Origin of the sequence: Microvirga sesbaniae (genome assembly GCF_025460805.1) — a bacterium.
GTDB lineage: Bacteria > Pseudomonadota > Alphaproteobacteria > Rhizobiales > Beijerinckiaceae > Microvirga > Microvirga sesbaniae.
Genome location: NZ_JAMXFJ010000002.1, coordinates 187183 through 200358 on the forward strand (window position 1 = coordinate 187183; position 13176 = coordinate 200358).

General features: G+C 65.6%; 12 protein-coding genes. 5 read left to right on the forward strand and 7 right to left on the reverse strand.

What is annotated here, in order from left to right:
- The first annotated feature begins 1 nt into the window (after position 1).
- Together OCW50_RS03560 and OCW50_RS03565 are read left to right on the forward strand one after the other, a co-directional pair.
- Positions 2-823: an alpha/beta hydrolase gene (locus tag OCW50_RS03560; RefSeq protein ID WP_262296467.1), complete on the forward strand. Its 822-nt coding sequence runs from the start codon at positions 2-4 to the stop codon at positions 821-823.
- 84 nt (positions 824-907) lie between these two features.
- Positions 908-1465, forward strand: coding sequence for a histidine phosphatase family protein (locus tag OCW50_RS03565; RefSeq protein ID WP_262296468.1), 558 nt, complete (start codon positions 908-910; stop codon positions 1463-1465).
- A 599-nt stretch (positions 1466-2064) separates the two neighbouring features.
- Here OCW50_RS03565 and OCW50_RS03570 read toward each other — a convergent pair.
- Together OCW50_RS03570 and mfd are read right to left on the reverse strand one after the other, a co-directional pair.
- Positions 2065-2292: a hypothetical protein gene (locus OCW50_RS03570; protein ID WP_262296469.1), complete on the reverse strand. Its 228-nt coding sequence runs from the start codon at positions 2290-2292 to the stop codon at positions 2065-2067.
- A gap of 98 nt (positions 2293-2390) precedes the next feature.
- Positions 2391-5723: a transcription-repair coupling factor gene (mfd, locus tag OCW50_RS03575; RefSeq protein WP_262296470.1), complete on the reverse strand. Its 3333-nt coding sequence runs from the start codon at positions 5721-5723 to the stop codon at positions 2391-2393.
- A 122-nt stretch (positions 5724-5845) separates the two neighbouring features.
- Here mfd and OCW50_RS03580 point away from each other — a divergent pair, with 122 nt between their 5' ends.
- Entirely contained in the window at positions 5846-7231 is a 1386-nt protein-coding gene (locus OCW50_RS03580) for a L,D-transpeptidase family protein (protein ID WP_262296471.1), read from the forward strand.
- A 23-nt stretch (positions 7232-7254) separates the two neighbouring features.
- On the opposite strand, the gene OCW50_RS03585 is transcribed toward OCW50_RS03580, so the two are convergent.
- Positions 7255-7569, reverse strand: coding sequence for a hypothetical protein (locus OCW50_RS03585; RefSeq protein WP_262269537.1), 315 nt, complete (start codon positions 7567-7569; stop codon positions 7255-7257).
- Positions 7570-8287: 718 nt separating this feature from the next.
- Between OCW50_RS03585 and OCW50_RS03590 the strand changes: the two genes are divergently transcribed.
- Positions 8288-9724, forward strand: coding sequence for a protein adenylyltransferase SelO (locus OCW50_RS03590; protein ID WP_262296472.1), 1437 nt, complete (start codon positions 8288-8290; stop codon positions 9722-9724).
- Positions 9725-9919: 195 nt separating this feature from the next.
- The gene (locus tag OCW50_RS03595) at positions 9920-10669 is read left to right on the forward strand and encodes a hypothetical protein (protein ID WP_262296473.1); all 750 of its coding nucleotides are present in this window, start codon (positions 9920-9922) and stop codon (positions 10667-10669) included.
- A gap of 126 nt (positions 10670-10795) precedes the next feature.
- Here OCW50_RS03595 and OCW50_RS03600 read toward each other — a convergent pair whose 3' ends face one another.
- From OCW50_RS03600 to OCW50_RS03615, 4 genes are read right to left on the reverse strand one after another with little or no spacing between them, the layout of a single operon-like run.
- A complete protein-coding gene (locus tag OCW50_RS03600; protein ID WP_262296474.1) occupies positions 10796-11365 on the reverse strand; it encodes a HupE/UreJ family protein in 570 nt (189 codons plus the stop codon).
- A 16-nt stretch (positions 11366-11381) separates the two neighbouring features.
- On the reverse strand, positions 11382-12008 hold the full coding sequence (gene ureG / locus OCW50_RS03605) for an urease accessory protein UreG (RefSeq protein WP_262269556.1): 627 nt from the start codon (positions 12006-12008) through the stop codon (positions 11382-11384).
- Positions 12002-12703: an urease accessory protein UreF gene (locus OCW50_RS03610; RefSeq protein ID WP_262296475.1), complete on the reverse strand. Its 702-nt coding sequence runs from the start codon at positions 12701-12703 to the stop codon at positions 12002-12004. The genes ureG and OCW50_RS03610 overlap by 7 nt, the downstream gene beginning before the upstream one ends.
- A complete protein-coding gene (locus OCW50_RS03615; RefSeq protein WP_262296476.1) occupies positions 12696-13175 on the reverse strand; it encodes an urease accessory protein UreE in 480 nt (159 codons plus the stop codon). The genes OCW50_RS03610 and OCW50_RS03615 overlap by 8 nt, the downstream gene beginning before the upstream one ends.
- Position 13176 lies beyond the last annotated feature (1 nt).

The following is a 13176-nucleotide window of genomic DNA, read 5'->3' on the forward strand; positions in this document are numbered from 1 at the left end:
CATGGCAGCCGACGATCTCGACCTCGAGGCCGAGTACAACAACCGGGCGCGCGTTCCCGAACACCCCGTTCACATCGCCGGCTGGCAGCGGGATTCGGCCGCTTACCGCGAAAGCGCACGCTGCGAACTCGATCTCGCCTACGGACCTGGCGAGCGCCACCGTCTCGACCTCTTCCACCCGCCGGGCGGGGACGCGGGCGGCCCGGTCGTGCTGTACATCCATGGCGGCTACTGGCAGTCGCTCGACAAATCCACGTCGAGCCACCTGGCCCGCGGCGCCAACGAGCGCGGGCTCACGGTGGCGATCCCGAGCTACACGCTCGCGCCGGCCGCAAGCCTCGCCGCGATCGTGTCCGAGATCGAGGCCGCGGCCGATTTCGTCATGCAGCGCACGGGCCGGCCTCTCGTGGTCAGCGGCCATTCCGCCGGCGGGCACCTGACGGCGTGCCTCATGGCGCGCTCCGGCGGGCTCCAGTTTCCGGTCCGGGTCGCGATGCCGATCTCCGGTCTGTTCGATCTGCCGCCACTGGTCACGACCTCGATCAACAGGGCGCTCGGGTTGAGTATCGAGGAAGCGCACCGCCTGAGCCCGCTGGAATGGGATCCGCCCGCGGGCGGTCGTCTCGTCGCAGTGGTCGGGGGAGCGGAGAGCGACGAGTTCCGGCGCCAGTCCCGCGCCATCGCGGATCGCTGGGGCGAGGCGGGCGTTGCGACTCGCTATCACGAGGTGCCGGGCGCAAACCACTTCGACGTCATCGCCGGGCTCGCCGACCCGAGCGACCCGCTCGTGGACCTGATCATGGATCTGGCAGCCGACGCTTGAGCGACCTGCCGGTCGAACGGGAACCCGCGCCGCCGTCCGACGTTGCGATTCTCGGTGACGCTGACATGGATCGGCTGGTGACGCATGCCTGTCGCGCTGGCACTTCTTCTCCTTTTCGCGATGGCCTGGCCGCAGGCGCTCCTGGCGTCGGAGGATGCCTGGCAGGCGTTGCGGCACGGAGGCACCGTGGCGCTCTTTCGTCACGCGCGCGCGCCGGGGACCGGCGACCCGGCCGATTTCCGGCTCGAGGATTGCGCGACCCAGCGCAACCTCTCGACCGAGGGCCGAACGCAGGCGCAGGCGATCGGAGCGGCGTTCAGGTCGCGGCAGATTCCCGTTGAGCGCGTGCTCTCGAGCCGCTGGTGCCGCGCGCTCGAGACCGCCCGCTTGGCCTTCGGCGCCCTGGCGGAGCCCTTCCCGCCGCTGGATTCCTTCTTTTCGGGACAGGAGCAGGAGCCGGCACGGACCGAGGCCCTGCGCCGCACCGTTCAGGAATGGCGCTCGAACGGCGTCCTGGTGCTCGTGACGCATCAGGTCAACATCACGGCCCTCACCAGGATCTTTCCTGGCGAGGGAGAAATGCTCGTTCTCAGGCCGAAGCCCGGCGCCGGGTTCGACGTGGTGGGACGGGTGAAGCCTTAGCGCATCGTGAGGAAAAAATGGCCCGGTATTCACTAGCGTGGCCCTTCGGGTCGCTGACGCGGTCCTGCGGGTCACTCGAGCCTCGGACGGGAAAAGTGGACACCCCTTTCGGGATTCATCCGAGGCTCCTTCTCTTGACCGGCGCATCGTGCGAGCCTTCGGGTCCGCTGAGCATCGGACGATCGGGATGGCCGGCACGAGGCGGGTGATGACCGGCTGGCCATGACATGGGAGGTTTCGACCGTGACGGGAGGGTGCCACCTTCTCCCCGTCATCACCGGGCTCGTCCCGGTGATCCCGCTTCTGAGAGGCGCTGCGCCTCACCGCATCGGGATGGCCGGCACAGGGCCGGCCATGACGTGGTGAGGGTGGCAGGAAGGGCGGAGGATGCCATGACGTGGGGAGGCTATCATCACCCGCTCTCACCATCCTCCCACGTCCCCACCGGGTTCGATCCCAACCTGGACCCGCTTTTCACGTCCGAGGCTCCCTCTCTGGACCGGCGCATCGGATGAGGCGGACCCAGCGGGCCGCGCCAGCGAAAACCGGATCCACTTTTCACTGCCGTGGCCCTCTGGGTCCGTCTGATGCGCTAGACGTTACGTATCAGCCCTCAACTGCTCGACGACACCCTGGCTCATATAAGGATGGCCCGCCTCGTTGAGCGCCCGGTCCAGAGCCTCGATGGCGACGAGGACCTTCGTGAGCTCCTCAGCCATCTCGATGGAGGGCAGCGGCGCCTCGGAAATCTGACGCGCCATCTCCCTGCGCCGCTTCACGAGGTTTTCGCGTGCAGCATTGAGCTCACTGATCTCTTCGGACGTCATGGCTTCCTCACGTTCAAGACCGTTTTACTATCAAGTCGGCTGGGCCGGATCCGTTCACGGCATTTCCGCGTCGAAGTCCCGGAATTGCGGGAGATCGTTCATCGGTCAAGCGTGCCGAGCAGACCCAGAATACGCGTGTGCCGCTCGTCCGCGTGCTCGCTCGACGCCGAGAAGATGAGCCGCTCCTTGCTCCAGTGCAGCGTCCCCTGCGATTCGTCGATCATCCGCTGCAGGGCAGGCTTCTCCGCCGCGCCAGGCCGAAACGTCAATGCGATCGCCTGAGGTCCCGCATCCACGCGGGCGATTCCGATCCGCCGGCAGAGCTGCCTGACGTTCGCCAGCCTCAGGAGGTTCTGAACCGGATCAGGGATGGGACCGAACCTGTCCTCGATCTCCGCTTCGATCTCGTCGATCGTCTCCGACGACTCGAGGCGCGCCAGACGTGCGTAGAGATTGATCCTCATCTCTGGATCGTTCACGTACGCGTCGGGAATCGTACCGGTCAGCCCGACGTTCAATTCAGGGGTCCAATCGTCATCCAGGGTCTCGCCACGCAGAGCGTGTTTGAGCATGTGCTGGTAGAGATCGGTGCCGATGAGCTTGACATGACCCGACTGCTCCTCTCCCAGAAGCGCTCCCGCCCCGCGCTGGTCGAGATCCTGCGCGCTGATGGCAAATCCCGCTCCGAGGCGATCGAGAGCAGTGAGCGTCCGCAGTCGCTTCTCCGTGGCTTGCGGAAGCTCCTCGCCAGGCTCCGTCAACAGGTAGGCCACGCCCCGGATCCGCCCTCGCCCGACGCGACCGCGCAGCTGATGGAGCTGCGCCATCCCGAAGCGGTCCGCGCGCCACACCAGCATGGTGTTGGCGCGGGGAACATCCAGGCCGCTCTCGATGATGTTGGTGGCGAGGAGGACGTCGCCCTCGCCATCGGCGAAACGGATCATCACCTCGTCGATCTCCGACGGGTTCATCTGGCCATGGGCGACCATGATTGTCAGTTCGGGAACGAGCTTCGCGAGCCGCTCTCGCATCGGCTCGATGTCTTCGACCCGGGAGCAGACGACGAAACTCTGGCCGCGGCGGCGGCGCTCGCGCATGAGGGCTTCCCGGACGCTTGCGGAATCGAACGGCGTGAGAAACGTGCGGATCGGCTGCCGGCGCGCGGGAGGCGTCGCGATGATGCTCAGTTCCTGCAAGCCGACCAAGGCGGACTGGAGCGTCCGTGGGATCGGCGTGGCCGTCAGGATGAGGACATGCCCGTCTTCCGCGAGGGTTCTGAGTTTCGCTTTCTGAGCGGCGCCGAACCGCTGTTCCTCGTCGATGATCACAAGACCGAGATCCTTGAAGGTCACCCCTTTCGCCGCAAGCGCATGAGTGCCGATGACGATGCGGATCGATCCGTCCGCCAACCCCTTCTTCACTGCCCGGGCCTCGGCCGGCGACACGAGCCGGGAGAGCTGGGCGACCTCGATGCCCAGACCGGCAAAACGCCTCTGGAAGCTCCGCACATGCTGGCGCGCAAGCACGGTGGTGGGCGCGACGACGGCCACCTGCCTGCCGGCAAGCGCGACGGCGGCGGCGGCGCGCAGGGCAACCTCCGTCTTGCCGAATCCCACATCACCGCAGACCAGGCGGTCCATCGGTCGACCAGACGAGAGATCGTCGAGAACTTCCTCGATGGCGCGGATCTGATCGGCTGTCTCCGAGAAAGGGAAGCGAGCGACGAACCGTTCATAATCGCGGCTTGGGGGCACGAGCGGCTCCAGTTTCGTGCCCTTGCGGGCTTCGACGAGTCCCGTGATCCGTTCGGCCGTGTCCTTGATCTCCGCTTCGATCGTCTCACGTCTGAGCGACCACGCATCGCTGTTCAGTTTATCGAGGGAGATCGAGTCCGTCATCGGGCCATAGCGCCAGATGCGATCCATCTCTTTTGCCGGCATCAGGAGCGTCGTGTCGGCCGCGTATTTCAGTCTGACGGCGTCGCCCATGCCGGCATCACCCGCGGGAATGGTCTCCATTCCTTCGAGCACCCCCATGCCGTGATCGATGTGGATCACGGCATCGCCGACGTGAAAACCCCCATCCATGAGACTGGAAGCGGCAGAGCTGACATCTCTCTCGACCCCGCTGCTGATACGGCTGCCCAGGATATCGCCGGCCGTGATCAGCACGATGCCGTCGCGCTCGTCGATGAAGCCTTTCCTGAGCTCGACCTGCAGGGCGAACCATTCCGCGGGAGGTCCGTCTACGACATCGCCCCAGCTCTCGACATTCTCGGCGCGCCCGATGGATTGAACGCGGCGCTTGATCCGACCGAGATCCGAGCGGGCGGCCGCAGCCAGGATGATCTTGCGGCCAGCCTCCATCTGCGCACGCAGGAATTCGGCGAGGTCCTTAGAGGGCCTCGACGCGATCGCAAAGTTCGGCACCGCAACCTGCCGTGTATCGTCCTCCGATGCGGCGTGGATATAGGTGACCCGTCGCCTCGACAGAAGGTCCGCCCACTCGTCGTCCGGCACAAAAAGCCGTTCGGGCGACACGGCGGATGTTTTGGCGCTCCCCTGCCCGCGCATGCTCGTTCGGTTGTCGTACGCATCGGCGACCTGCTCCATCACGAGCGGTCGCCTCTCCTCCGCCTTTCCGTCCACGATGACGGCCGCATCCGGCCAATAGTCGAAGACCGTCACAAGGCGCGGGCAGTATTCCGGCAGGAGATGCTCGATCCCATCGAACCGGTCGATGGAGGGATCGCTCTCTTCCGTCTGCGGCAGAACGAGTTCCGAAGCAGGTCCGATCAGGAGATGCTCGACTTCGGTTTCGGTGAGCTGGGAAATCGGATCGTAGGAGCGGATGGCCACGATGCTTCGCCCGTCGTGTTCGATCCGATAGGGCGAGGAATGGTCGGCGGGAAACAGATCGATCACCTGTCCCCGGAACGCCGCCTCCCCCGGCTCGTCCACGCGCTCGTCGAGGATGTAGCCGGCGCGATGAAGATAGTCCTTGAGGGCGTCCGACGACAGCGCTCCGCCGGTCGTGAGGCCAAAGACCGCCTCAGCCGCGATGCTGGGCTGCGGCACGCGCTGAAGGGCGGCCGCCGCACTCGCGACAAGGAGCCGCGGCTTCGCGCTCGTTCCGCTCATGCGCCGGAGCACCGCCATGCGCCGCCCCATGATCTCCCGCGAAGGCGAAGCGCGGTCGTATGGAAGACAATCCCAGGGCGGCAGGAGATCGACGTCGAGGTCGGGAGCCAAACCCCTCAAGGCCTGCACCAACAACTCGGCCCAACGCTCCCCGCCGGCGACATAGATCGCTCCGGATGGCCCGGCCGCCGTGACCTGCTCGAGCAGGCGGATGGCATGGAGTCCAAGGAGAGATGGCAAGGTAAGGTCGATCCGCCTGATATCCTCAGAGGGGGCAGGCTTGGCACGCATGGGGCACTCTTGTGACGGGGCTCGGGACCGGGGACAACGTTCGGGCGCCGTCCCAGTTGCAGGCATGCCTCCGTCGCCCCTCCGACAGCATTTTGTAAACCATCCTTGTCCATAGTCGAAGCATGACCTACGGGAATGCAAAACGTCTCTGCCTTGGACTGGCTCTGCTCTCGTGCTCCACCTTCGGGAGCCATGCGGATGCCTTTGCGGCCGCTGAAAACCCCAATCCTTCCAGCCCGGTCCAGGCATCGCCGAGCAACCCGGCCGCCCCCGCCGCGGGGACCGACCTGCGGCCGAAAGCGGCACCTGCGGCACCGGTCAAGCCGATGGAGAAGACCGTGTCCGCCCCGGTGGTCTCGATCTCGCAGGATCCCCGCCCGACCCTGGATGGGAGCACCTTCATCAACACGATGCGAGCGGCGTGGACCTACAAGCGCATCGCCGAAGCCGGAGGGTGGCCCAATCTGCCTGCCGGCACGGTTCTCAAGGCCGGCGACAAGGGCCCGCTCGTCACGACCTTGCGGCAGCGGCTCGCCGCCGAGGGCGACCTTCCGGCCGATCTGGCTTCGAGCACGACCTTCGATGCCGATCTGACTGGAGCGGTGAAGCGGTTCCAGGCACGCCACGGCCTGCCGGAATCCGGCGCAGTCCGGGCCCGGACCCTGGAGGCTCTGAACGTCCCGGCGCTCACGCGGCACCGTCAGCTGACCGCCTCCGCCCAAAGGCTCGCGGGATCCACGTTTTCGTTCGGCGACCGCTATGTCGTGGTGAACATCCCGTCGGCCGCAGTCGAAGCCGTGGAGCGCGGACAGGTCGCCCGGCGCTACGTGGCCATTGCCGGAAAAGTCGACCGTCCCTCGCCGACCGTCGAGACCCGCGTGACCGCCGTCAACGTCAATCCCACATGGACCGTACCGGTCTCCCTGATCAAGAAGGACATCATCCCCCACGTTCGGAAGGATCCCGAATATCTGGAGAAGATGAAGATCCGCATCATCGACGCGAAGGGACAGGAGGTCGATCCCAAGACCCTCGACTGGTCGACGGACAATGCGGTGAACTATACGCTCCGCCAGGATCCCGGCGCGATCAATTCGCTCGGGCAGATCCGCATCGACATGCCCAACAAGCACGCCGTCTACATGCACGACACGCCCAAGAAGCAGCTCTTCGCGCAGGACGCCCGCTTCCATTCCTCAGGGTGTGTCCGCGTGGCCGAAGTCGCCGATTTCGCCGAGTGGCTCCTGCGCGGCACGAACGGGCAGGCCGGCGGCTGGACGAAGGACGCGATCACCACGGCCATCGCCAACGCAAACCGTCAGGACATCCGTCTCGAAAAGCCCGTCCCCGTCACGTGGGTCTATCTGACCGGATATGCGACGGCGGATGGCGCCGTGCATTTCCGAGACGATGTGTACGGGCTCGATGCGGCGAAGAGCGATCCCGTTCCGGAGCCTCAGATCGTCGATGTGCCCGCGACGGCGTCGATCAAGCCCAAGCGCCTCTGACACGGCGCGGGATGCGCCATGGGCTACAGGCTCTTGCGGCGCAACAGCCGTCCGGATGACGGGATGGCCGCACGGGCCTTGTGCGACTCGAAAGCGGCATCCTGGAACACATCGATCGCGGCGACGGCCTGCGCCCGCACGGCCGCAATCCAGGCCGGATCGCGCTGCGAAAACCGGTCCGTCGCATGAGCCAATTGACGGCACCGTTCCTCGACGACACGGCGGGCTTCTCTCAGGCGGGGATTCGGGGCTGCGGACATCGCCACCTCGTCACAAAAGCGGAGCACGTCCTGGGTAAGATTCTCACCCGTGTAGAGCCCCGAATAATGATCGATCATGCTGCGGACGAATCCGAGAGAATCACGGATCTCCTGCCGCAATAGTGTCTCGCTGCTCATCGCATCCTGATCCGAAAAGAAGCCGCATTCGCGCCGGGACCGGCGACGATGTGGTATGGCCCAGAGACCTCTAAAAAGGTGTTAGCCCGGCTGCCCTGCCTGAGATTCCGCCGGGACTTTGGGTGGCGCCGGCGCCGGCACAGGCGCACCGTTGTTCTGGGTGACCGTCAGGCGAGACGACCACACTCTTTCGAGGAGGGGACCTGCAACAATTCCAGCGACGAATGCGAACGCAGCCACGATCAGGCCAATCCGGCCGCAAAGGCTCAGCACATCCCTGTATGCCATAACCCTTCCTCCCGTCTGCTTTGTTGAGAGAATCCTAAGGGACCTCTCGTTGGCAGCCAAGAGACAAACGCGCAGATTGTCGAAACGGCACCAGCTGGGCGGATGAAAAACAAGTCAGAACGTGAGGAAAATGCAAAGCTTTTCGCTCCCGCGAACCTGTGCATTATTTTTGCGCACGAGCTTCGGAGAGCGCGGCGTTGCCACAATTCGAAATATTGTAACGCCATCCATCATGACCGTCGATGTCCCGTCGAGCGGCTCTCGCGGGGGCTGCCATCGAGGTTCGCTCGATCACCCGCTTGAACTCGCTGGGAACATCTGAACATTTCGAGCGCCGTGGGATTGAACACGAGTTCACGGGATACGATGCATGCCGCCCTCCGCCGCATACCGCGCTTCGATGCGCCATCAGGAACTCGGTCCGGACTTCTACGACATCGTTCATCCGGCGCGGTTCCCGCAGCATATTCTGCGCTATCGCAACCAGCGCTGGGCGGAGCGGATCGGGCTCGGATCCCTCGGCGACGACGAGTGGCTCGATCATTTCGGGCGCTTTGAGCCGCTCCCCGGCAGCCTCCGGCAGCCCCTTGCCCTTCGCTACCACGGCCATCAGTTCCGCACCTACAATCCGCATCTGGGCGACGGACGCGGGTTTCTCTTCGCACAGCTCCACGACGGCCAGGATGGCAGGCTCCTCGACCTCGCCACGAAAGGCAGCGGTCAGACCCCGTGGTCGCGCCACGCGGATGGCCGCCTGACCCTGAAGGGCGGCGTGCGCGAAGTCCTGGCGACCGAAATGCTCGAGGCGCTCGGCGTCGAGACATCGAAATCCTTCAGCCTGGTGGAAACGGGCGAGGAACTGGAGCGCGGCGACGAACCCTCGCCCACACGCTCGTCGGTTCTTGTGCGCCTCAGTCATTCCCATATCCGTATCGGAACGTTCCAGCGGCTGCTGTACCTAAACGAGACAGACAATCTCCGCCGGCTCCTGGACTACACGATCCAGACCTATATGCCGCACGCATGGCGCGACGACGAAGCCGGTCGTGCACCGGCATTCCTGGAGGAGGTCTGCCGGCGCGTGGCCCGCATGGGCGCGCAATGGATGGCGGCCGGTTTCGTGCACGGGGTGCTCAACACCGACAACATCAACGTCACGGGCGAAAGCTTCGATTATGGGCCGTGGCGTTTCCTGCCCGTCTACGAACCCGGCTTCACGGCCGCTTATTTCGACGAGACCGGTCTCTATGCCTTCGGGCGCCAGCCCGACACGCTGCTGTGGAACCTGTTCCGCCTGGCCGAGTGCCTGCTGCCGCTTGCCGAGCAGAGCAGTCTCGAGCAGGCGCTGGGCGCCTTCGAACCCGCCCTGCACCGGGAGTTCACCGGCGCTATCATGCGCCGCCTCGGCCTTCAATCCAGGGGCTTCGAGCAGGATGGAGCCTTAGCCAAGGCGTTATGGACCTTTCTCCATGAGACCAAGGCGCCTTTCGAGCAGACCTTCTTCGATTGGTACGGCGGTCGTGCGCGTGCGGAGCGCGCGGCCGGGAGCCCCTCCGCGAATCTCTACGCGCAGGCATCCTTCGAGCCCGTTCTGGCAGCGCTCGGCACCTTCGATCCGGCCCCCGGGCTGCGGCTCGACCATCCCTATTTTTCCCGCATCACGCCCTGCACCATGCTGATCGACGAGGTCGAGGCGCTCTGGGCGCCGATTGCCGCGTCGGACGACTGGGAGGTGTTCAGGTCCAAGCTGACCGAGATCCGCGGCATGGCCGAAGCCTACGAAACAGATCGTCCCGCGCAAGCTTGATGAATGCAGGCCGGGCCTCACAGCGAGCACCGCTGCTCAGCTCGGACACCTCGAACGTCGCCAAAGCTCCCATTCCGAAAGGAGCATCATTTTCCCCACGAGATGGAACGTTATTTCCTTATGAGCGTCTTCTAGCCAAGCGGGCCGTTGCGAATGCGGCTCATCACCGAACCTATCTTGATGCAGGTGAACCCTATGAAGCGTTCATGCGCTCTCGCTTTGTCCAGCACGGCCCTCCTCCTCGTCCTGACAACGCCATCCGATGCCCAGAGTGTCGGAACCGGCCGGCAATGCGTGCCCGCCGTTGCCGATGCCTCCTTGTACCGTAACTGCCGGCTCCATGTGGTCCACGGCCAGGAAACCTGTCGCTGCGTGGTTCGACCGCAAGCGATGCGCCGGTTGGACCGTCCGGTGGACAGGGACCGGCCGGACACCGTGACCGGATCCATCGGCAGCGGTTCTGCCACCAGTCCCGGGACTGATCGTGGTGCGCCCGGGACAGTCGGCAGCGGCACGCTTGGTCCAGGCAACGCGGGCGTGACCGGCGGCAGCGCGACCCCGGGCCCTGGCGGGGCCGTGGCAGACAGCGGCACGCCCGGTCCGGCCAGCCCCGGCGGCCACAGCGGTGGCAATGCGAGCGGCTCGGCCGGCTCGACCGTCGGCGCAGGCGCAAACACGGATGCCGGCGTCGGCAGTCGCGGCAGCGGCTCATCCCATCCGGACCGCTCAAGCAACGGTGACGGCCCCGACCAGGACGGACGTGCCGGCCATGGCAATGCCGGGAACGGCGGCGGCCACGGCAACAACGGCCACGGAAACGACGACGACGGCAACGACTCGTCCAATCCGGGTCGCTCCAACAACGGCGACGGGACCGATCAGGACGGCCCTGCCGGGAATGGCGGCGGCAATGGCGGACACGGCAATGGCGGCGGCAAGCGCTGACTCGGCCTGAGCTTCATGCGACAGGTCCTTGGCGGAAGGCATCAACCAGGGACCTGCATGGTGCCATCACGTCTTCGTTCGAACGACGGCGGTACAGAGAATCGCCTCGGATCGAACGTGCGTACTCTATCCAATGAGGAGAACCAGGCCCCCAACCGCAATTGCCGCGCCGGCCAACCGGCCGACATGCGCCTGGCGGGCTGTGATGGTCGCGACCGTCATGCCGGCTCCATGCAGCAGGACGGTCGCGAGGCTGAAGCCGAGGCTGTAAAGCGCGACGCTGGCCCCGGACGGGATCTCCACACCGTGCGCATGGCCATGGAAGAGCGCGAAGACGCCGACGAAAGCGGCCGCGGCTTGGATCGGCCATTGCCGGCCCCATGTGACGACGGCGCCCAGCACGACCACGGACAGGGTGATGCCGAATTCGACGGCCGGAATCGCGATGCCAGTCAGGCCTAGGATTCCGCCCGCCAGCATCATGCCGACGAAGCTCGCCGGCAGCGCCCACATGGCCCGCCCCCCGAGCAGGGCCGCGAACAGGCCGACGCTCACCATGGCCAGCACATGGTCGATCCCTCCCAGAGGATGCGAGAATCCGGAGACGAAGCCCGATGCCGAAGCATGACCCGTATGGGCCAGGGCCGGCATGGCTGCCGCCATGAACAGCGTGGCAAGAACCGAGCGTTTGAACATGTCGATGATCCCCCTGTTAGGCTGCCGCCGACAGACCGCCGGCCCGCTCGATGAACGTCGCGATGGCATCGACACCGACGCCGTCGCGGATGTTGCTGAACACGTACGGACGCTGGCCGCGCATGCGCCTGGTGTCCTCCTCCATGATCGCGAGATCGGCCCCGACATGGGGCGCCAGATCGATCTTGTTGACCACCAGGAGATCCGAACGCGTGATGCCGGGACCGCCCTTGCGCGGGATCTTTTCGCCCCCGGCGACATCGATGACGTAGATCGTCAGATCGGCAAGTTCAGGCGAGAACGTCGCCGCCAGATTGTCGCCGCCGGATTCCACCAGCACGATGTCGAGGGCCGGGAACCGCTTGCGCATGGTGGCGATGGCCGCAAGGTTGATGGAGGCGTCCTCACGGATCGCCGTGTGCGGGCATCCTCCCGTCTCCACGCCCATGATGCGTTCCACAGGCAGCGCGCCGGCGACGGTCAGGAGCCGCGCATCCTCCTTGGTGTAGATGTCGTTGGTGATCGCGCAGATGTCATAGCGCTCGCGGAACGCCTTGCACAGCGCTTCCATGAGGGCCGTCTTGCCGGACCCGACCGGCCCGCCGATGCCGACCCGCAGGGGTCCCGTGTGAGAAGTCATGATCGAAACAACCTCGTATACTGGTTCTCATGATGGAAGGAGCCGAGATCGGCCCGGAAGGTCGAGCCGCCGATGTCGTCGAGCGTGAGACCGATCGCCTCCCGGGCGACGTCCTGCACCGGACCTGCCAAGGCGGCGGACACCCGGATGCCTGCCGTCTGGCCGATGGGCGCCAGGCGGATGGCCGCCGACACGAGCGTCTGCACGAGCCCGAAGAGATAGGCGGGCGATGTGATCGCCAGGGGAACGGCATGAGCCGCCGCCGCCATGCCGATGGCGACCGGGAAAGCGACGTCGCCCTCGAGGGGCGTCAGCCGGGGCGACGGCCATGCGGCAAGCGTCGCATCCAGGAAACTGCGCCCCTGCTGGCTGGTCTCGAGATGGAGCTCGGCGGAAGGCGACAGGGCGAGAGCGAGTTCGTTGACGGTCTCGAGAGCCTCTCGATCATCCTGCGCGATGGCTCTGTAGGCATGGCTCAGGAGAATGGCGTCGTTGCGCCCCAGGCCGAGCGTCAGGAGGTCATGCAGCCAGGCCACGAGCGACGTCTCATCGGTGATGTCGCCGGCCTCCACGGCCCATTCGAGGGTATGCGAATAGGCATAGCAGCCGACCGGATAGGACGGCGACAGCCAGGCGAAGAGCGGCAGGATCGCCGCCGTCTCGTCCAGTCCGCGCCCCTTCGGGGATCCGTCATCCATGGCCGTGCCCGTGATGGTGGGAATGCCCGCCATGCTCGTGGTGATGATAGGCGCCGCGGACCGGTCGGAAAGGCCGCTCGACGATCTCGACCCGGGCACCCAATCCGATCAGCATGTCGACCAGCACATGATCGTACCCGATGTAGATCGCCGCGCGGGTGATCTCCGCCGGCACGTGCCTGTTGCCGATGTGCCAGGCGAGGGTCAGGAGATCGAGGGGATCCTCCGTGGTGATCTCCACGAGCTTCTCCGGCGCGGCCCGCACCTCGACGAGCCAGCCGCTCTCGAGCCGAATGGCATCGCCGTCCTCCAGCACGTCGGCCCGGTCGAGATCGAGCAGGAAGGCGGTTCCGCCGTCGGCATGGAGCATGATGCGGCGGCGATGGCGATCGCCATGGTCGAGAGTGATGACGTCGACGATGCGGTCCTGCTCGACGGCGTCTCGGCGGATGATGGATGTGGCGCGGATCATA